This is a genomic window from Paenibacillus sp. J5 (assembly GCF_054955055.1).
The window spans coordinates 298,089-318,416 of sequence record NZ_JBUEDD010000008.1; the positions used below are offsets into that span (position 1 = coordinate 298,089).

The window sequence follows — 20,328 nt, forward strand, 5'->3', positions numbered from 1 at the left end:
GATTGAAAATATTATTTACGTACTATCTGCCGAGCGGTGGAGTGGACACCTTAAACCGCACCCGTTGCCGCGCCCTGATGAGGGCTGGGATCGAGGCTCATCTGCTCTACCTGCAGGACGGAGCCGGCAGACAGAATATTAAGGATATTCCGTTATTCCTGTCCAACCTGGATCACGAGATTCAGCCCATTATTGCAAGTCATCAGTATGATGTTATTATGTGCACTAGCGACTATCATATGCTGTCTCGTCTACGCAGCATGGGCTATGGCGGGCTGCTCATCTTTGAGGCGCAGGGGCTCGGGATGTATGATCAGGCAAGGGAAGCGATGAATGCATCGGTTCCCAATATCCGCAGCTACGCGAATGCCGCCATGTGTACGCCCACTCCGCATCTGATCGAGCTCTATCAGGAATTTCTGCCTGACTTCCCGCGCTTCTATGTGCAGAATGCGGTGGATACGGAGGTGTTCTCCGCCCATCCCGCCTCCTTGCCGCCAGCGGATCTGGGCAGCGACTCCGATGGGCCGATACTGGCTTGGGTTGGCCGAATGGAGCGCAATAAAAACTGGCAGTTGTTCATTGAAACGGCTGCAGAGCTGGTGAAGACCGAGCCACGGCTTCGACTATGGATGTTCGAGGACGCTAATCTGTATGATCCGCAGGAACGCGCCTTGTTCCATCAACTGACCACCACGTATCAGCTATGGAATCGCCTGACCCTGCGCTCTAACATCCCGCATGAGCAGATGGCACACTATTTTGCAGCCGTCGGCCATTCAGGAGGCTTGTTATTCTCTACCTCCCATGTCGAGGGATTCGGCTACGCGGTTGCGGAGGCGCTCAGTTGCCATTGCCCCGTGCTCGCCACCGACTCGGATGGAGTACGATTCTTCATCGAGCATAACCGGACTGGCAAGCTTATTGCACAGCATATTTCCCAGTGGGCTGCAGCGGAGGCGCTGGAGCTGATGCAGGATGCAGCACTTCGCTTACAGATTCGGGAACAGGGAGCGCAGCATATTCGCCAGCATTTCTCGCCGGAGCGCTACACTCAGGATATGATAAACGTCTTTCGGGCACTGGGACTCCCACTGTAGCGAAAACAAGCTTTTGTCCGTGCCCTCCATCCGTGATCTGCCATATAGTAGAGGGAATGGCATAGCGGGATGGAGGTGAACTGCAATTTTACCTTTAGTGTCGATTGTCATACCGTTCTATAATTGTCCCTACATTGAGCAAGCTGTTCAGAGCGCTCTGGATCAGACCTATCCGAACATCGAGGTTATCGTCATCGATGATGGCTCTACGATGCACCAGGAACGACTCCTTCCCTACCACCAGCATATTCACTATATCGGCAAAGGAAATGGCGGCACCGCGAGCGCGATGAACTACGGCTTTCAGGTAGCAAGCGGCAAATATGTTGCGTGGCTCAGTTCGGATGACCGCTTCGTACCACATAAGATCGCATACCAGACAGCCTTCATGGAGCAAATGAATGCACAGATCAGCCATACCAACTTCGATATTATGAATGAGTATGGGCACATCACATCCGTCGATGAAGGGATGAAGTTCGGCACGGCTCGAAGCTTTATCGACTCATTCCGCAGTATGTGTCCGGTCAATGGCTGTACCATTATGATGCGTAGAGGGCTCCTCTCTGAACTAGGCGGGTTTAATGAGGGTCTCCGCTACACGCATGATTACGAGCTATGGATTCGAGTGCTGCTCTCCGGCATTGATTTTCATTACATTAATCAGCCACTCACCGTTTATCGGCGACACTCAGGGATGGGTACGGTACGTCATATGCCAGCCATTCAGCAGGAGCTGGCGATGATCAGCGCGCAATACAGCGCCATGCTCCACCACTTGAGCTTATCTGTTCCAGGCTAGACTCTGTCAGACCCTGCGGCTCCGATGAACATCATGTATGTATAGAGAAGATACCAGCCACAGCCGGAGTAATCCGTTGCTGTGGCTTCTCTTCTCCCTTCTGTCCCTCGATCGGCACGTTCATTACAACAAAAGAGCCGGGTTGCCGTCATCCTGTCGACAACCCGGCTTCTTATGCTGTTGAAACGGGCAACTCATCCTGTAAAATTTTGTTCAATCAACTGAAGCAACGACTGCTCATACTTGTTAAAGACAAGAGCCGCTTCCTTCGCCAACGCCTTTTCATGCTGTTTGGTTCCCATTGCCGGATGAATTCTATATTGAGTCAACGATTGTTCTATAACGAGCATCGGCACCCCATGCAATAGGATACGGCACCAATAATCAAGGTCCTGAGTATATTCAAGCGACTCATCGAAGTTCCCGATTCGATTCAAGATGGTACGATGCAGCATGACTGTACAACCATTGATCGGATTGCCTCTAATCATGGAACGATAGAATAGCTGCGGCTGTGATGCCGGACAGATATCATGATCTGTTACAAGGCCGTCGGCATCCATATAATCATACGCTGTACAACTGATCGGTGCCCTTGCCTGCATCATCACATATAGCTGTATTGCTACCTTATTCGGAGCAAAACAATCATCCGAGCTGAGCCAGGCGATATACTCCCCCTTGGCAGCAGCTAATCCGACATTGAGCGCGCTTGCTGTTCCTCTGTTAGGTGTGCGGATAATTATAATCCGGTCTTGATACGGACGGAGCAGCCCGCGCCAGCGTGTAGAACCGTCATCAATTACAATGATCTCGATAAATGGATAGCTCTGTGCCAGCACACTATCCAGTGCATACGTAATATACCGATCGTTATAGAAGGGGATGATGATGGACACCAACGGAGTCACTAGGTTGCCTCCCTTCTCTTGAGTTAGGCCATAGATTGCAATCGCCGATGCAGCAGCAGGTCGCGGACCGTATCTTTCAGCTTGATACGTGGACGCCAGCCTAGCGCCTGGAGCTGCGACGGATCGGCAGGAGCAGGCGACGGCGCTTTGGAATCCCCCACCTCAAACTGCAATGGACTAAGCGACAGCTCAGCAAATAAATCAGCGGTTTCCCCGAGCGTCACCAGCTTGCCGGAGGCGATCGGATATACCCCGCCAGGCGCCCCCTTCTCCATCATGGTCTCATAAGCAGCCATCGCATCTCGCACATCGAGAAAATCGCGCCGTTCATTGCGGGAGGATAGTCGAAAGGGCGCAGGGGGACGGTCACCCGCCAACTGCGCACGCTCACAGGCTATAGCATAATCGGCCAATAGGCTATATAAGCCGGTAGAACGTCCGGGACCGACCAAGTTCGATGGAACGCCTACCATGACCTCGATGCCATACAGCTCCCCCCAGCATTGCGCCAGCAAGGCCTGGAGCGTCTTACTCATGCCATAGGGATGGGCGGGCTTGGGCGCACGGTTGGAGCGCGGCAGCTTGAAGCCGAGCATAGAACCCGCAACCAGCACCCGCGAGCTGCAGCCAGCGATTCGAATCGCCTCCAGCAGATAGGCCGTCGCCATTGCATTCGTCTCCAGAAAATTCAGCGGCATCTCCCAAGAGGGACCCACCGCATTCAAGCCTGCCAGATGCAATACATAGTCGGGCTTTACACTGTTAACCAGCTTTTGCACCTGACCCCGGTCTGTCAGCTCGCATAGACGCCCCTCAACCGATGAGGGCCATGCAAGGCGGTAGCTGTCTTCAACTCGGGCCTGACTCAGATACCGCTTGCGGACAACAGCCGTCACCTGCATGCCCTGTGCAGCAAAATGGCGGCAGGCATGCTCGCCGCAGAAGCCTCCTGCACCTGTAATCAGCAGCCGCTTTCCCTGAATGCTCATACGCCCCGCATCCATTCGGCCAGCTCAGCCAGCATCACCCTGTAGCCGACCGGCTCCAACTGCCAATCCTTGCGGATCGGCCGCAGGCTGCGGTCAATCTCAATCCGGTCATCAGGCTCAATCATTACATGATGATGATGAAAATGCTCTTGCAGCAGCAGCAGCAGCTCGTGCTTGCTGACGGTCTCCGAGGCTGTAATCTGTACGAGACCCGTTAGATGCGGCTGCTCAATCGCATACTGAACCGCCTTGGCGAGCTGCAGCGTCGTGACACCGTTCCACAACACACGGGTATAGCCCTGAATCTGCCCTTGCTGTCGCAAAAACCATTGCAGCAGACCGATGCCGTGCGGACGAATCTCCGGGCCGATAATCGATGTGCGCAGGGTAAGATGGGGACTATGGTGTAACTCGCCGAGCGCCTTCGAGCGGGCATAGACACTCGTTCCATCTGGTTTGTCTTCCTCTGTATAGCTTCCCTTCGATCCCGAGAAGACACAGTCCGAGCTGATATGGATCAGCCTTGCTCCGCAGCATAGAGCCAGATACCCTAGCCAGTGCGGCAAAAAACCGTTAATTCGATAAGCTCTAAGAGGATGCCTCTCAGCCTCTCCATTCAGAATGCCGACTGCGTTCACGATAATGTCTGGACGCTCATCCTTCACCAGCGCCTCGACGGCCTCATAGTTCGAAGCATCCAGGAAGCGGCGCCCTTCGATGAAGGGCTCGCCTCCTTCCGTTGCAGGCTGCCTCGTCGTATAGACGACTTGATAGGAGGGAAGGGAGCGAAAGTATCGCACCATCAAATGCCCAGCCATCCCGCCCCCGCCGATGATAAGGAGCTTCATGGCAGGAAGCCTCCCTGGATAAGCATCGCCCGGATGTCGTCCTTATTCATGACGCCCTCGCTAGAGCAGAAGCTGTCAAAATCGACTGGCGGGCAATGGCTGTAATGCTCCTTCAGCCCAGGAATCGTCAGCGCCGGCATGATGACCAGATATTGCTCATCATAGACAACGGTGCTCTTGCTCTCGAACTCGGTCAGCAATATTTCGTGCAGCTTCTCCCCCGGACGAATCCCCGTCTCCACCATCTCCACCTGCTTGCCCATCGATTCCATCAGCACCTCTGCCAGATCGGTAATGCGGCAAGTAGGCATCGTCATCACATAGATTTCACCACCCAGGCTAGTCTCCGATGCCTTGAACAGCAACACAATTGCTTCTTCCAGCGTCAGGAAAAAACGGGTCATGCGCTTGTCGGTAATCCGCACCTGGTTTTTGTGCTGAATCTGATTCATAAACAGATGAACGACGCTGCCGTTGGTGCCGAGCACATTGCCGCCTCGCACACAGACGAACTTGGTATTGGTGCGCAGCAGATTAGCATAGACAATCAGCTTCTCCCCAATTGCCTTGGTCATGCCATAAAAATTGGATGGATTGGCAGCCTTGTCCGTAGAGATATAGATGACTCGCTTCACCTCAGCGGCAATCGCCGCATCAATCACATGCTGTGTCCCGATAACATTCGTCTTCAACGCCTCATAGGGCTGCTCCTCGCATACCGGCACATGCTTGAGTGCGGCAAGGTGGAAGACGTAATCCACTCCCTCACACGCCTTGGTTACCGCTTCCTTGTCCCGAATGTCACCGATGCAGAAGCTGAGGCGGCTGTCCTCGAACATACGGCTCATCGCCACCTGGCTGGATTCATTGCGCGAGAAGATAATAATCTTCTTTGGATTTTGCGGCAATAGCTGGCGTACCAGCTCATAACCCCATGATCCTGTCCCTCCTGTAACCAAAATTGTCTGTTGTTCAAACATTCCATTTCCCTCCAAGCACGAATTTGACTACCTTATCCGATACATCCTGCGCCAGATAGCCTGATGGCGGCTCCCAAGCAGCGGGCAGCGCGGTCATCGCCTTGACAGCCTGCACGATACGCGAGGGCTGCAATCCGGCCACTACGTTACTGCCGCAGTCTATCGTCTCCGGCCGCTCTGTCGTGTTGCGGATCGTGACGGTCGGCACATGGAAGATGCAGCATTCCTCCTGCACGGTGCCGCTATCCGTGATGGCGCACAGCGCATACTGCTCCAGCTTGACAAAATCGAAAAATCCGAAGGGCTCATGCAATTGAACGAGCGGATGAAGCTTTACCTTCGCTGCCGTGCTGTCCAGCTTGGAACGGGTACGAGGATGAACACTGCATATAGCCGGCAGCCCAGTCTCCTCGGCAGCACGATTAATGCCTTCCATAATGGCAGCCAGATGCTCCGGCTCATCCACATTCTCGGCGCGATGCGCCGTGACGAGCAGATAGTGCTGCGGTTGCAGTCCAAGTCGTTCCAGAATATCGCTTGCGGCAATCGGCGTCTTGTAATGCTCCAGCACCTCATAGATCGGATTGCCGGTCACCACGATGCGCTGCGGGGGAAAGCCTTCACGCAGCAGATTGCCCTTGCTGTATTCGGTATAGGGCATATTAATGCTGGAGATGGCATCGATGACCTTGCGGTTCTTTTCCTCCGGCACTCGCAGATCAAAGCAGCGGTTACCCGCCTCCATGTGAACAACCGGAATACCGAGCCGTTCGGCAATAATCGCATTGAGCGCACTGTTCGTATCCCCCAGCAGCAACACCAGCTCGATTTGCTCGAATGTCAATATTCGCTCGATCTCCCCGAACATAACCGCAAGTTGACCGCCCAGCGTCGGCTGATGGGTTTCCAGCAGATAGTCTGGATTGCGAAGACCCAGCTCCTCGAAAAACACATCGCTCAAAGCGGCTGCATGATTCTGTCCGGTATGAATCAGAATATGCTTTCCAGCCAACTGATCAAGCTTGGGGATAATCAGACTCAGCCTTATGATCTCAGGACGTGTCCCCAATATGGTCGCAATCTTCAATTCCCGATTCTCCCTCCTGTACTGCCTCTGTCTAAACCTGCTGCTCCGCCGCATGATTTCACTTATTTGGCCGAGCGTGCCCTTCCCTTACGCCCCCTCTTCCCCGATCCTGCTCTGCGAACAGATGAGCTTCTGCGGCGCGCCCTACGGGCCGTTCCCTTGCGGCGCCTGCGACGGGAGGAAGGCTTGCGGGGCCTGCGGCGTTTGCCATTACCAGGCTGTCTCCCGGCTTCAGGGACATGGGCGGGTTGTCCGTTCCCTCCCTGTGCTTTCTTGCCCTCCGGCTCGGCGATGACCTCTCCCTGCGGGAAGCTATCAAGCAATTCGTCACTCACCTGACGTACATCTGAGAAGGAGTAGCCATGAGCGAGAAAGGCGTGCTCGGAAGCGAAGGGCCGCAGTCTACCTGCCTCAAGCAGATAGACCGTAGGCTGCGATGCTCGAACAAGGCGAAGCGGAGTATAGCCTCTTGTCGCCAGGACATCCAAGAAGGCAGAGAGCCTTCTGCGATAAGCCGCAATGCCGAACACCGCAGGCGCGTTGTACGCATTGCGCATCCCGATCTGCACCATCAGCTTCTCGTCATCCAGCAGCTTCGATACCCGCTTGATCAGGCCATCGACTGATCCCAGTGGCACGAGATTTTTCTCATTGCCTGTCAGATGCATAATCTCGCCCAGCCCACCCGCCTCATAAGCGACGACCGGCTTGCCGAACAGCAGCCCCTCCAGCGCGGTCATACCGAACCCCTCATGGACGACGCTGGGAACAACCAGCATATCCAATGCCGGATAGAGTCGCTGGATGCTCGGCTCAAATGGTACTCGCCGAAAGCGATCCATCACACCCGCTGCCCGCGCCTGATCCCATCCCGCCTCCACATACCCGGCATCGGCGGAAGTTCCCGCTACCACGAACATCGCTTTGGGATGGCGGAGCGCGATCTGCACCGCCATGTTCATGAAGTGATCAAATCCCTTGCTGGCATAGATGGAGGCGGCTACATACCCGATGACCTGATGGCCATCATGAAGCCCCAGCTCTGCTCGCTTGTTAACCCGATGTTCTCCCCACGTATGAGGCTGATAATCCTCCATCTCCCAGGACGGATACACGATCATCGTCTTGTCGGCCAGCCCGGCAGCATGAAAGGGACGCAGCGTAGAGGCAGAGATACCCAGAATCCAGTCGGCGTGATGGTAGATGAAGGAAGCGGACTGATCCGTATGCGGCGTCTCCTGAACGGTCTCCATCATCGCCCACACCGTCGGAATATTAAGCGCCTTGGCAGCCATTGCAGGCAGTGGGTGCACGCAGGTATTAACGAGCACCATCTGCGGCTGCTGAATATGGAGCAGCGAGAGAAGAGCAGGCCAGACTGCCAGTTGCTTGAGCTGAGCCATCTGCTGGCCTATATCTGGAGCGGTCATGTAGAGCACAGGCTGGATCGGCACCGGCAGATGAATCGTCTCTATGCCATATTTGTGTGCCTTCCTGGAGAGCAGCCCTTCCTCGGGCACTACAAGTCTGCATTGATACGTGCCTTGCAGCTCGCGCAGCATGAACAGCAGCAGCTTCTCCGCGCCTGTAATCACATCGGAACCGCATATGTGAGAGAAAGCGAGCAAGACTGGTCGATGTGTTGTCATGGCAGCCATACCCGGTATCGCACGGGTATGCGTCACCTCCTATCCTTTTCTTCCACCAATATATTGCTAAGGCGTCTGGAGCGGCACGACATTTGAACCGTGAACAATCGTACAAATTCATAGCAAAGCGCACAGGGCGGCTATACCGTGTCGGGTAGCCGCCCCTACACAGTGATCACCCGAACAGAGCGCCCAGCATTGACTCCAGTCTTCGCTCATACGTATGGTCGCGCATGGTGCGATACAGGGCGTTGAGCGCAATGCGGCGACGTTCGCCTTCATTCTGCAAATAATATTCCGACTTCTCTATGAATTCCTGCGGCGATGAATACGTAACAATCTCTTCACCAGGGACGAAGAACTGTTCCATGTCGCTGCGTACATCGGTCAGTTGCAGCGTGCCGCAGCCTGCGATCTCGAAGGTACGCGGATTCAGTGAGGCAGCCATGATGCCAGCCGAGTTGTTATTGAAGGTCTCATCATCATGTGCCCTGTGCATATTAATGACAATTTTCGCTCCGTTGTAGGTCTCTGCTGTCTCCGGCGCTCCCATCCAGCGATCCAGCTCAATCTTGGAGGCAAGCTGAGCATAGCTGGGCAGACGATCCCACCAGATGCCGGAGATGAGGGAGTTTTTGGAGCCTAGATAATCTGTAAGCTGATGGAAGAACTCGATCCGCTTCCAGTACGCAGTACCGACGAAGCAGATGTCTCTTCTGCGCCCACGGTCGGGATTGCGTGGCCGGAATATCTGAGGGAAGAAACCAAGCGGCATATAGTGGACGCTCTGGCAGCCGTGTTGCTGATAAAATTCGACGCAATTGCGCTCCAGTGTAAAGACATGATCATAGTGCTGTGCAATACCAGCAGTCACATCGGTGTAATAGGGATCATCCGTGAACCAGATCGCTGTGCGAATCCCGGCAGCACGCATCTCCTGCGCATGGGTGGGATCAAGCGTCAGTCCATCCAGCACCAACACCAGATCAGGACGCCTCTCCTTGGCGAGCGTCGCAACATCCTGCAGCGCATCTGTAACGGTAATATGGGTTACGACCGCCGACAAGGAAGCGATGATGGCTTCATCAATAGGCGCATACGGTTGCCCCTTGCCTGACGAGACGTACATGAGGTGGATGTCTCTGGGTACAACAGGCCGAATCGTCTTCTGGATGACCGCCTCGCACTGTCCGAACCAATAGCCATGATCCCATCCTGTCGCCATTCCATCTCGCTGACCCTGCTCAAATGGAGATACCCTTCTCCTTCTCGGACGAATGTCTCTTATCGATTGCTTTGCAGTTTTAGCCATTTTATTGCCTCCTAATTTGTTATGAGTTGAAGCATCTGTTGAACACGCGATGCATAGGTGTGCTGGCGGAGTGTACGCTTCAGCCCGCGCAGGGCAATCGCGCGTCTAGCGTCTTCATGCTCCAGGTAATAAGCGATCTTCTCCTTCAGCTCGGAAGCGCTGGTGAAGGTCTCAATATCTACGCCAGGTTCATAATATCGGGTAAGATCCTCTCGCCAATCGACCATCTGCAGCGTGCCGCAGGCGGCAATCTCGAACGTCCGCGGATTAATGGACAGTCCCGGCCAATGCCGAGTATTGTGATTATCAGAACCCGGCTCTGTGGTGCGATGCTGATTAATGACAATTTTGGCGCTGCTGTAATAACGGATCGTCTCGGAGACGGGCATCCAGCCTGGACGAATCGCCTTGCCATACAGGCTATAGTGTTGGAGCCGATCCCACAGCCCCCCGCAGATAACTACCTGGCGGGCAGCGAGCTGTGGAGCCAGCTCATCGAATAGCGCGATCCGGTTCCAGAAGCCCTGACCGATAAAACATATATCGCTGCTATATTCCTGTTCTACAGGAGATGGCCTGAACCATGAGGTATTGGCTCCGAGCGGCATATAGTGCACTTGCCCGCTGCACAGCTCTCGGTAAGGCTCGACAGCGCCCAGCTCATGTGTAAGCACGACATCGTAATGGGGCGCAATCCGGCTGCTCTGCTCCGATGAATAGGGATCATCGACAAACCAGATCAACGTTTTGATGCCCATAGCGCGAATAGCATCGATCTGCTCAGGATGATTGGCCGGGAAGACATGCAGCCCATTGAGCACCACAACCAGATCAGGACGAAGCTGCTCTGCCAGTGCCTGTGTCTGGTGCAGATCCTGAACCACGTGCAGCTCATTCACCATCTCCTGCAATGCGCCGATAATGCCTGAATCAATCGACTCGAACCCTTGTGGAACGTACAGCACGCGAAGCGGATAGCGGGTCAGCGCCGGGGGGGACGTATGCTGCAGCAGCGCCTTGCAGGCTCCGTCTCGCATGCCTGTGTTCCAGCCGTGCCGGTAGCCGTCCGTATGCCCCTTGCGGGGTTGCTGTCTGGCTCTGGATGGCCTGCGTGAATGAACCTTCATGTAAAGCTGTCACCTCCTTGTTGCCACAAAGTCATATCATGTATTGGTTAAATATATGCGGCAAGGCTAGCATGCTCATGGTCACTTGTCCGTCCACAGGTGAAATTAGGCGGGGTGTTGTCCAATTCACAGATGTCCGGTGGCGATCTGCTCATGCTTCAAGTCAGGGGAGACAGCCGTAATGGCTGATCAGAAAGTCTCTCGCTATCAGGCAATGGACATCCTGCATCGAATCCACGTATGGCTGGAGCTGCGCGCTACCCAAAGAGGGCATCCCGCTATGTCCCCGGCATAGGCGCGGGAGACATAGGCGAGATGCCCTATATGGATTCAATCTGACATCGCTGTGCTCTGCATGAAGCTTGACAGCTCTGTCTACCCCTGTTGCTCGTAGGCCAGATGGTGGCCGTCTTCAAACCCTTTGGCAAAGCCGGCATTGTAGCCCTCGTTATAGGCGCTGTCATAGCCTTGACCATAGCTGCCTCCAGCTTGAGCCGGCCTGATTCTTCGTCTAATCGTCTTCTTCAAGCGACTCTTGGCGCCAGTCTTGCTCATAACGCGGCGCTTGCGGGGCGCGACCAGCCGTTTGCCGGTAGTCCGCTTGGAGCGCAATGCGCGTCCTCGCTTCAGCGCTCCTGACGTTGGCCGTCCAACTGCTTTCTTCCTTCTCAATCCGATTCCTCCTATCCGATTGCTGCCCATCTCCCCGAGCGACCCGGAGGCTTGTATTCGCCAGCCAGATGCGACCTGGCTTGCCTCTGGAGGGCCGGCGCCAGGTGATGCCGGCAAGATTACGGGCGATCATCTCCTGCAAGCCCGTCAGCGAGCTTACATTATCCTTCAGTCGCTTGGCTAGATTCGGAGAGTGCTCTGCCAGGTCGGCGATGCTGTTCAAGATCCGGGCAAGCGCTGACTGACTCTGGGTGATCGAGGCTACCAGCTCCATCTTCACTTGCCATTCCTTTTCCAGCCGACTCATCCTTTGCCACCAAAGCCCATGTCAAAGCCGCCGCCACCAAACATGCCTCCAGCTCCGTCTCCGCCACTCTCTGACTCCTCCGACAGTACCACCTTGAGTACGCTGGACATACCTTGGCCCATCTTGGTCAGTCCCTCAATCACCTCGATCAGTTGATCATGTACATCCATCGATCCCTTCAACTGATCCTGCTGGCTGGTGAACACATCACAGGTCATATGGTTGCACAGCCAGTTCCTTACCTTCTCAGCCTCCACTGCCTTGGCTTCCAATATCATGGCTACATTCCATTGCAGCTTCGCGGAAGCGTCTAGCACACGCATATATGACTGCTCCCGGCTCATGCCTGCTCCACCCCTTTACATTCAGCTACAGCAGGCGCACACCTCCTGCTGCTGCGATTACCTACTCCTCCTCCTGTGCCAGCAGTTCTTTCATAATATGCGACAGGTTCTCCGCAACCATCTCCTGCAGATCAGCCAGGCTGTTCAAGTAAGAGACGACACTCTTGGAGACAACCTGGGCGCTGTCCACCAGACCATCAAAGCCGTCCAAGTCTGGGTGCTGATCCGGAATATCATGTACGATCTGCGCCATGCGGACCGCGACATGCCGTTTCGCTTCCAATACACGGGCAAGCTGCTGGTGTGAAATGGACAGATGCTCTATGATCTCATCGACCTTGTGCTGCATCATGGCTCCCCTCCCCGTCTGGTACAGCATATGCACAATTTATGGAGGTGCTACTTGCTTCCAAGCGCCGAACAGCCCGAAGCACATAAGCTTCGGGCTGGGGCTGGGCAAGGGTGGCTACAGACGCTGCGCAATCCGAACCGGTGCAATGATCGGCAGCCCCTCCACCCGCTTATTTAGTTCCTCCGCTTCAATCGTCTGCGGCTGCTTGCTGTGCAATCCCCACAAGGATGCTGCCAGCGCAGTATGAATCCGCCGCCTTATTCCTGGCTCCAGCCAGTAGAGCGCGCCCTCACAGGCGACGAGACGCCCCCGATCACTATGGTGCTGGTCGTTCCAGTGCTGCTCCACTACCTGGGCGCCGATCGCCTCTCCCAGCGGCCAGCGCCGCACGTCGACGAGCGGCAGCTCCGCTGCTGGCAAAGACATGCTTCCCTCTACCGGACGCCGATGGCCGTCCTCTACCCAGTAGACATGGCCCGTCACACTCCTAATGGCCACATATTGTGGCTGGAACGCTGCCTCACTGCTTGCCAGCGGCACGGGATAATCCACTTGCCCATCCGCCATGCGCTGTGCCCTCAGCTCCCGAACCTCATGGATGAGCTCACCTGGATTCGCCCACTTCTCCATATAGTAGTGCTCGTTGCGATCATTCACCTCATGGAAGCGCTGCTCCCCAAGCGCCTTCATACTGACGCTGCCAAAGTGATGGATGAACACATCTCTGGCAATGACCAGCGAATAGCCCTGCAGACGCACACGAACATTGTAATCATCATCCTCAAAATTGCCGATCTTGTAGCCCTCGTCGAAATACCCGGTGCGCTCCCACAGCTCGCGCCGCATGAGCAGGCAAAAGCCGGTCAGACGATCGACTCGCTGCCAGCGAGCCGGGTCGGAGATATTGTTCACTGCTGCAAAAGTCGGCATATCCTTGACATCGGTGTAGGGGACGTCCACGCGCTGCTCGCCGCTAATGAAATTCGTCACCGGCCCGACCAGGCCGATACGCGGGTCGCTCTCCAGGCAGGCCAGCAGATTAGACAGCCAATTCTCCGTCACCAGCGTATCATTGTTCAGCAGCAGCAGCTTCATGCCCTTGGCCATCATCAGCCCCGCATTGACAGCGCCGGCAAAGCCGCGGTTCTCCTCCATAATCCTGTATCGGATGCGACCCGCCATGCTATGCAAATAATCCGCGGTATGATCAGTCGAAGCATTATCGACAACAATGATCTCGTAGGGGAGATGCGTATGCTGGATAATGCTATCGATACATAGCTTTAAGTAATCCGCCTGATTATAGCTTGGGATGATAATGCTCGTTCCGTGAAAATAGGTGCCATAGCTGGATTCGCCAGCCCTCCTGCCTGCCTCATAGCCCACGCTATACCCATCGCTGCGCGGCTCGGACAGCACTGCCGCTTGCGGCTGCGGATGGGACGGCTCTGTGCGGCTGCGGCGATGGCTCAGCTTCCGTCCCATACGCCTGCGACCCCGCTTCGCCCCGGCTCGGGCTCTGCCCCCTAGGCGCCTCTGTTGCCTGATCGACCTCAAGTCCCTCTCCTCCTTCGAACAGTCTGCTAGAGCGTCATCCTGCCGCTTGTAATAAAGTTCGCCATATGACCAAAGTCCAGCGCAACCTTGCCAAGCTCTGTCGCGATTCGCCAGGCGATAACAACTGCCGGAATGCCAGCCGACACCAGCGCGAGACTATAGGACATGCCGCTAGCCTCGCCAATAACGCGATCAATATCGGCAAACCCGTTCACCGGCGCGATAACACCGCTAACCGAGTAGCCCCTTGCTGACAGGATGGGCGCCAGTTCAGGCGCCGCATTGCCGATCAGCAGCAGCGACTGGCCGCGCAGCAGCTCAGATAGCAGACCGGACTGATGCAAGGTATAGTTAATCATCGATGATGTCGCCTGCTGCTCCTTCAATTCGATCTGATGCGCGCGCAGCGCAGCATGCAGCAGCGGGTGATAATGCTTGCGACGAGATTGGGGCACACCGACAATATCCGCAGAGCGAACCGCATGTGCAAGCAGGTCGCGTGCGGCAAGATCCGGCACGTTCAAGCCTGCATAAGGCAAGAAATCCCCGGCCGCCGCCACCTCCTCCACACTGTATACCGTATTCTGCGCCAGTGCCAGCAGTTCCCCGTCCCCCAATCTGACGACCGAGCAGGGAGCCTGAGCAGCCAGCGCAGCCTGCAATCTGCTATAGACCTGCCCGGCGTCGAGCAGCGGCGTGCAGCGATGCAGCAGCGACTGCACGCCGGCAGAGATGACCTCCTCCAGCGACACCTCCGGCAGCAGCAGGTTGCCAGGAACAAGCTGCTCCAGCAATGCCTCTCCGCCATCATAGCGGCCCTGCTCCCGCCCCTCCTCATAATAATGCTGCTGCAGCGGTACGAGCTGCGCTTCCGCCTGCGGCGAGATAGCCTGCGGCGGCGCTGACCGCCTCTGCCTGCGCCCGTTGCCACGGGTCGTCTTGCGCTTGGCAGCCGACAAGCTGCCCTTGCCTCTGCGTCCCCCCTTGCCTGCTCGGCTACGGCGGGATCGTTCCACTCTGCCCGCTCCCCGCGCTCCCATCAGCTCTGCCCCTCATGGCCGTGTTGGCGGGTCTGAATGGCCTTCCACCACGGCTCATGCCGAACATACCACTCTACTGTTCGCTTGATCCCTTCATCGAACGGAATCTGCTGCTGCCAGCCCAGCTCATGCTGCAGCTTCGCCGCATTAATCGCATAACGGCGATCGTGTCCAGGACGATCCTTGACGAACGAGATGAGCGATTCCGGCTTCCCGAGAGCTGTCAGAATCGCATGGACAACCTCCAGATTAGTCCGCTCGTTGCCCCCGCCCACATTGTAGACCTCGCCCGGAACGCCAGCATGCAGCACCAGATCGACAGCCGCGCAATGATCCTCCACATGAAGCCAGTCCCGCACATTCAGGCCATCTCCATAGACCGGTAGCGGCTGGTCGGCAAGTGCGCGGGTGATAATCGTTGGAATGAACTTCTCCGGGTATTGGTAGGGGCCGTAATTGTTGGAGCAGCGAGTAATGATGACCGGCAAGCCATACGTATGATAAGCGGCGCGCGCCAGCAGGTCCGAGGATGCCTTGCTCGCCGAATACGGACTATTCGGAGCTAGCGGGCTCTGCTCGCTGAAGGCCGGATCATCAGGCTCCAGCGTGCCATATACCTCATCGGTCGAAATATGAATCATGCGCGGCACCTTGTATTTGCGCACGGCCTCTAGCAGATGATGCGTACCGACCACATTGGCCTGCACGAAGCTTCCGGGGTCTGCGATGCTGCGATCCACATGCGATTCAGCAGCGAAGTGAATGACCGCATCATATCCGAGGGACAACTCCCGGTCGACCGCAGCGGCATCCGTCAGATCGGCATGGATGAAGCGATAGCGGGGATCGTTCTCCAATTGCTGCAGATTGTCGGGATTGGCCGCATAGGTGAGCGCGTCCAAATTCGTAATACTGCTATTCGGGTAACGGTCAAGCATATAGCGGATAAAATTGCTCCCGATAAATCCGAGACCGCCCGTAACCAACCATCTAGGTCCCGTCATTCTGATTCCTCCTTCAGCCTGCCAGCAGCCTCATGGAGCGAATCGAACGTTCCCGCGTCCGTCCACCAGCCGTTCAGCGTCCGGTAACGAAGCAATCCACGCGATGCGTAGGCATTATTGACATCGGTAATCTCCAGCTCACCGCGCCCGGACGGCTTGATCTCGTCAATATAAGAGAATACGGCCGCATCATACATATAGATGCCGGTCACACAGTAATCCGAAGCCGGCTGCTGCGGCTTCTCGTCGATGCTTTCTATCGCCTTGCCATCTTGGCTGAAGCGCGGCACGCCGTAACGATGCGGATCGGGCACCTGCTTGAGCAATACCATCGCTCCTGCAGCCTGCCTTCGATAAGCTTCAATATGTGGAGCAAGCGAATCCTCATACAGATTGTCTCCCAACAGCATGATGAATTTGCCGGATGCACCTACGAACGGCTCTGCCAGCTTCAACGCTTCGGCAATGCCCCCGGCCTCCTCCTGTATTCGATAGGTGAGCGACACACCCTCATCGCGACCACTGCCCAGATATTGCGTGAATAATCCCGCGCTGCTCCTGCCTGTCACAAGCTCAATATCGGTAATCCCTGCTTCCTTGAGCTTGCGAATGGCGTACACAATCATTGGATATCTGCCTACGGGCAGCATATGCTTGTTCAAGTAGGTTGTTAATGGACGCAGCCGGGTTCCTGTGCCTCCGGCCAGTATGACTGCCTTCAATACCATCCCTCCCAAATGTAAGCCCATGCCAAGCTTTCGCCAGAACGAACGCATCGGCTTCCATAGTACGGCCGCTGCCGTCGTTATGCCGGCGCTGCCTTCTGCGCTCAGCACGTCAGCTACACGATATAAACGACGGGAGCTCTGCACGCACCCACAGTATCGTTATCTATCCTCTTTGCTGCGAGGCTGCAGCACACACATTAGATGAAGCTATGCGGATCGGTTCGCCACTTCCTCATGAAATAATCGCGATTGCGCTGGAGCAACTGCTGCACCTGCTCCTGATCCTGCCGCTTGAAGCTGGCGCTGCCTTCGTGATGAACGAGCACATCCCGGCAGAACACCAGCCGATAACCGAGCTGCCGCGCGCGGAAGCTCCAGTCGTCATCCTCGAAATGTCCTGGCGAATACTGCTCATCCAGCTCCCCGACATGCTCATAGAAGGAGCGGGAGAACAGCAGGCACAGCCCCACCAGCCGCGGTGTCTCCTCCCATTGCCGCGTATCGGAGCGGTTCGCCCCGGCAGCCAATTGCTGGAATTGCTCCATCGAATTGTAGTGACATTCGACCTGCTGCCTTCCGCTCACATAATTGCTGACCGGGCCCACCATGCCGATCGCCTCATCCGAGGCAAGCGCCTTGTGCAGATTCGTCAGCCAATTAGTCGTTACGGTCACATCATTATTAAGCAATAGCAGATGGCTGCCAGATGCCAGCCGCATCCCCTTGTTGCAGGCTACAGGGAAGCCACGATTGCGCGGAAGGCAGATCAAGCGCAAGCCGCGCTCCTGGCACCACTGTGCAGTACCATCCTGCGAGCCGTCATCTACAATGATCACCTCATACGGTGTTACGCCCCGGTCCGTATAGGTCTCGATCGCGGACAAGGACCGCTGGAGCAGCGGCAGCCCGTTATAGGTCGGTATGATTATGCTGGTCAACCGCACGCCTGTCATCCTCCCGCGAGATTTCTCCGTCTTATCCGGTCGGCATAGGCCAGACGCGACCCGCCTGAATATTGCAGGCTGTGAAGCGCCTCGATGTGGTCGCCGAGGATAAGACGGGCAACCGGGTTGTCTGCACCGGTATTTTGCTTGCGTCGCCTGTTCTTGGCGAACACATTGATGCTGGCGACAGCAACCGCCGTCAGCCGCGCATTCAAGGCCGCGGCTTGCGCCTTGGGCGGCACAGCGAGCGTCTGTACGCCGATCGTCTGGATGGCCTTCCGCGACAGGGCGTGCGGAATGCATGTGAGGGAATTGGCCCCCAGATCCTCGCGGCCCAGTGCGCTATTGAGGAACTGCTTCACGCGCGATACCGCATCCCAATGGGCAAAGCTGCTCAAATAAGGCATCACATCATTCAATGCCACATCGACGCCCTGATCTACCGCGTACAGGAATGCCGCCAGCTCCGGCGCGGGTACAGGAAAATCGCCATCCATAAACAACACTATATCTGCATCGGTCATCTTGGCCCCAAGCGCTCGCCCGACATCAAGACCAAGAGCAGACGGTTCATGAACGATGGTCACGCCCTCGAATTCGCGGGCATATTTAAAGCTATGATCACTGCTGCCATTAATGACCACGATGGTATCATCCAGCGGCAGCAGCGCCAGCTCCCGAAGCACCTGGCGGATGGCCGCCTCTTCATTGCGCACCGTCACCACCGCAGCCGCGCTGCCCCGCAGCGGCAGCAGCACATAGGGCGGCACAGACTGTCCCCAGCTATGGGCGAATCCGTCGCGCAATGCCGCCCCCTCCTGTAGCGCGGCCTGCAATGTCAGCCGTCCAGCCTGTCTTGTCCGGCTAAACGCCGCATTCAGCGCCTGCCGTAGCTGCCAGCCTGCAGGCGCCCCGTCCGGCGCAGCGCGAAGCTGCTGCGCCAACGCCTCTCCAGCGGCGCGGGCAGCCTGCAGCGCCGCTCCGCTGCGGCGCGAGCGCGCCTGTGCGCCGCCTGCCTGCGCGGCGCGCGAGCGGCGGCCGCGGCGGGGCGCTCCGCGAGCGGCGCGACCCGGCCGCTGCCGGGCGCGGGCGGCGCGCGCCGGGCGCTTGGCGCTCCGGCGGCGGCCCGGCGCTGGCGCGGCGGCGATGCGCGCCGTAGCGGCGACGCTCGCTTGCGCCGGGCGCTCCGGCGCAAGCTCGGCGCGGACGGCCGCGGCGCCCGCGGCGAGCGATGCGCTAGCGGCTGCGACGCGCGCCCCGGCAGCGCGGGCGGCCCCGGCGCTGGCTGCGGCGGCGCAGGCGGGCGCGGCGCCGACGGGCGATGCAGCGGCGATGCCGCACGCGCCCGGCTCCGCGGCACGCCCCGGCGTAGCCAGCGCCACGCGCCCTTCGCCTTCGCCTGCGCTGCCGTGCACCTCGCAGCGCAGGCGAAGGCGAGCGCCGGGCGCGCCGGGCAGGGTTGATCTGTCTAATGATAACGACGCAGCCTCCCCTACGGCAAGCGACCGCCTCTTCCTCTGTGCAGCGGCACACCGAGCATGCCGTGTGCCAGCCGTTCCTCTCCGTATCCTCGACACGTTAGCCATGGTATCCCCCCAGCATCTGACGTTGTCTGCTCAAGTCCTCCATACCGCCGCGCTCATCGGTATGTCGTGCCCACCACTCCAAGGCCTCCAGATGATCACCGACAATGATGGAGGCCAGCGAGAACTGTCTCTCCCGGCCTTTGCGCAGCGGGTTCAGTCTGCCAACCTGTACAGTATGCACTGCCCGCACCTTCAGCCCCTTGCCGATCGCCTTGGCCTGAGCCAGCGGAGGTACAAGCAGCGAGTCCACTCCGATCGCTGCCAGCGCCTTGCGACTGAGCGCATGAGGAATCGCCGTGAGCGAGGCGCCTCTTAGCTGCTCATGCCCGAGCAGCGCATTGAGCGCATGCTTGGCTAACACGACGGGATGAACCTTTTTAGTGTCCGTCGGGCCCGCATAATCATTGAGCGCCACATCCGCGCTACCGCTGATGACAGCCTGAACAAACGGCCGCAGCTTGCCAGCTTGAAGCACCATATCCGCATCGATGAACAGCAGCACCTCTCCCTTCGCTGCCCTTGCGCCGATGCTTCGTCCCACATCATGTCCGAGCGGCTCGTTGTAGGCGAGAACCTTAGCCCCACTGCGCATCACTGTGTCAAGCGCCTCAGCGCTTGAGCCATTCGCGACAACGATCACCTCTGTGGAAGGATGGACAGCGCGAGCTTGCCGAATTACCCGGCGAATGGTGCGCCGTTCATTCATGAACGGGATTACAACCGACACCTTGGGCTGCTCGGCATTAACGATCGGCGCCGAAGCTCTGACCGCCCCTCTTCGGCGATCCCTTCCCTTTCCCCTGCCCCTGCCGCGCACGCGACTGACTTGTTGTTTGCGCATGCTTTCACCTCCTGGACAGGCAACTTGTTGAACCTATACTTATACGAGTCATTCTATGCCGTATCATGCGCTCCGCAACGGCAGATGTACAGGTGCAGCCGTCCAAGCAGCACGCAAAAAAAACAGGCCCCCGCAACATGCGGCAGCC

Annotated in this window: 21 protein-coding genes; 2 read left to right on the top strand and 19 right to left on the bottom strand. The window is 57.1% G+C overall.

What is annotated here, in order from left to right:
* Positions 1–2: 2 nt before the first annotated feature.
* Together ACY1JZ_RS16615 and ACY1JZ_RS16620 are read left to right on the top strand one after the other, a co-directional pair.
* Positions 3–1,100, top strand: coding sequence for a glycosyltransferase family 4 protein (locus tag ACY1JZ_RS16615; RefSeq protein WP_270169689.1), 1,098 nt, complete (start codon positions 3–5; stop codon positions 1,098–1,100).
* Positions 1,101–1,197: 97 nt separating this feature from the next.
* Positions 1,198–1,902, top strand: a complete 705-nt coding sequence (locus tag ACY1JZ_RS16620; RefSeq protein WP_462630175.1) for a glycosyltransferase — start codon at positions 1,198–1,200, stop codon at positions 1,900–1,902.
* Between the two features lie 194 nt (positions 1,903–2,096).
* Here the strand turns inward: ACY1JZ_RS16620 and ACY1JZ_RS16625 are convergent, their stop codons facing one another.
* The 19 genes from ACY1JZ_RS16625 to ACY1JZ_RS16715 all read right to left on the bottom strand — a co-directional run bounded on the left by ACY1JZ_RS16625 (position 2,097) and on the right by ACY1JZ_RS16715 (position 20,180).
* Positions 2,097–2,813 carry a glycosyltransferase gene (locus ACY1JZ_RS16625; protein ID WP_270169685.1) on the bottom strand — a complete coding sequence of 239 codons (717 nt, stop codon included), beginning with the start codon at positions 2,811–2,813 and terminating at the stop codon, positions 2,097–2,099.
* Positions 2,814–2,836: 23 nt separating this feature from the next.
* Entirely contained in the window at positions 2,837–3,802 is a 966-nt protein-coding gene (locus tag ACY1JZ_RS16630; RefSeq protein ID WP_462630176.1) for an NAD-dependent epimerase/dehydratase family protein, read from the bottom strand.
* Positions 3,799–4,650, bottom strand: a complete 852-nt coding sequence (locus ACY1JZ_RS16635; RefSeq protein ID WP_462630177.1) for a dTDP-4-dehydrorhamnose reductase family protein — start codon at positions 4,648–4,650, stop codon at positions 3,799–3,801. The genes ACY1JZ_RS16630 and ACY1JZ_RS16635 overlap by 4 nt, the downstream gene beginning before the upstream one ends.
* A complete protein-coding gene (locus tag ACY1JZ_RS16640) occupies positions 4,647–5,630 on the bottom strand; it encodes a polysaccharide biosynthesis protein (RefSeq protein ID WP_270169680.1) in 984 nt (327 codons plus the stop codon). The genes ACY1JZ_RS16635 and ACY1JZ_RS16640 overlap by 4 nt, the downstream gene beginning before the upstream one ends.
* On the bottom strand, positions 5,623–6,717 hold the full coding sequence (wecB, locus tag ACY1JZ_RS16645; protein ID WP_462630178.1) for a non-hydrolyzing UDP-N-acetylglucosamine 2-epimerase: 1,095 nt from the start codon (positions 6,715–6,717) through the stop codon (positions 5,623–5,625). Before wecB ends, ACY1JZ_RS16640 begins: the two co-directional genes overlap by 8 nt.
* Positions 6,718–6,779: 62 nt before the next feature.
* The gene (locus ACY1JZ_RS16650; protein ID WP_462630180.1) at positions 6,780–8,366 is read right to left on the bottom strand and encodes a glycosyltransferase family 4 protein; all 1,587 of its coding nucleotides are present in this window, start codon (positions 8,364–8,366) and stop codon (positions 6,780–6,782) included.
* A 175-nt stretch (positions 8,367–8,541) separates the two neighbouring features.
* The gene (locus ACY1JZ_RS16655) at positions 8,542–9,678 is read right to left on the bottom strand and encodes a CgeB family protein (RefSeq protein WP_270169674.1); all 1,137 of its coding nucleotides are present in this window, start codon (positions 9,676–9,678) and stop codon (positions 8,542–8,544) included.
* Positions 9,679–9,689: 11 nt separating this feature from the next.
* A complete protein-coding gene (locus ACY1JZ_RS16660; RefSeq protein WP_462630181.1) occupies positions 9,690–10,805 on the bottom strand; it encodes a CgeB family protein in 1,116 nt (371 codons plus the stop codon).
* A 375-nt stretch (positions 10,806–11,180) separates the two neighbouring features.
* Positions 11,181–11,333 (bottom strand): hypothetical protein, encoded by a 153-nt coding sequence (locus ACY1JZ_RS16665; RefSeq protein WP_462630182.1) that lies wholly within the window; start codon positions 11,331–11,333, stop codon positions 11,181–11,183.
* The gene (locus ACY1JZ_RS16670; RefSeq protein ID WP_462630183.1) at positions 11,317–11,784 is read right to left on the bottom strand and encodes a hypothetical protein; all 468 of its coding nucleotides are present in this window, start codon (positions 11,782–11,784) and stop codon (positions 11,317–11,319) included. Before ACY1JZ_RS16670 ends, ACY1JZ_RS16665 begins: the two co-directional genes overlap by 17 nt.
* Positions 11,781–12,128, bottom strand: a complete 348-nt coding sequence (locus ACY1JZ_RS16675; protein WP_270169669.1) for an alpha-helical endospore appendage domain-containing protein — start codon at positions 12,126–12,128, stop codon at positions 11,781–11,783. Before ACY1JZ_RS16675 ends, ACY1JZ_RS16670 begins: the two co-directional genes overlap by 4 nt.
* 61 nt (positions 12,129–12,189) lie before the next feature.
* On the bottom strand, positions 12,190–12,480 hold the full coding sequence (locus tag ACY1JZ_RS16680; RefSeq protein ID WP_333485655.1) for a nucleoside-diphosphate sugar epimerase: 291 nt from the start codon (positions 12,478–12,480) through the stop codon (positions 12,190–12,192).
* A gap of 114 nt (positions 12,481–12,594) precedes the next feature.
* Positions 12,595–13,965 (bottom strand): glycosyltransferase family 2 protein, encoded by a 1,371-nt coding sequence (locus ACY1JZ_RS16685; RefSeq protein WP_462630184.1) that lies wholly within the window; start codon positions 13,963–13,965, stop codon positions 12,595–12,597.
* A 98-nt stretch (positions 13,966–14,063) separates the two neighbouring features.
* A complete protein-coding gene (locus ACY1JZ_RS16690; protein ID WP_462630185.1) occupies positions 14,064–15,077 on the bottom strand; it encodes a GT-D fold domain-containing protein in 1,014 nt (337 codons plus the stop codon).
* Complete coding sequence (rfbB, locus tag ACY1JZ_RS16695; RefSeq protein ID WP_462630186.1) at positions 15,077–16,081, bottom strand: dTDP-glucose 4,6-dehydratase; 1,005 nt, start codon at positions 16,079–16,081, stop codon at positions 15,077–15,079. Before rfbB ends, ACY1JZ_RS16690 begins: the two co-directional genes overlap by 1 nt.
* Positions 16,078–16,803: a sugar phosphate nucleotidyltransferase gene (locus ACY1JZ_RS16700; RefSeq protein WP_462630187.1), complete on the bottom strand. Its 726-nt coding sequence runs from the start codon at positions 16,801–16,803 to the stop codon at positions 16,078–16,080. The genes rfbB and ACY1JZ_RS16700 overlap by 4 nt, the downstream gene beginning before the upstream one ends.
* Before the next feature lie 203 nt (positions 16,804–17,006).
* Positions 17,007–17,762, bottom strand: coding sequence for a glycosyltransferase family 2 protein (locus ACY1JZ_RS16705; protein WP_462630188.1), 756 nt, complete (start codon positions 17,760–17,762; stop codon positions 17,007–17,009).
* Positions 17,759–19,339, bottom strand: coding sequence for a glycosyltransferase family 2 protein (locus tag ACY1JZ_RS16710; RefSeq protein WP_462630189.1), 1,581 nt, complete (start codon positions 19,337–19,339; stop codon positions 17,759–17,761). The genes ACY1JZ_RS16705 and ACY1JZ_RS16710 overlap by 4 nt, the downstream gene beginning before the upstream one ends.
* Complete coding sequence (locus ACY1JZ_RS16715; protein ID WP_462630190.1) at positions 19,332–20,180, bottom strand: glycosyltransferase family 2 protein; 849 nt, start codon at positions 20,178–20,180, stop codon at positions 19,332–19,334. The genes ACY1JZ_RS16710 and ACY1JZ_RS16715 overlap by 8 nt, the downstream gene beginning before the upstream one ends.
* Positions 20,181–20,328: the final 148 nt, after the last annotated feature.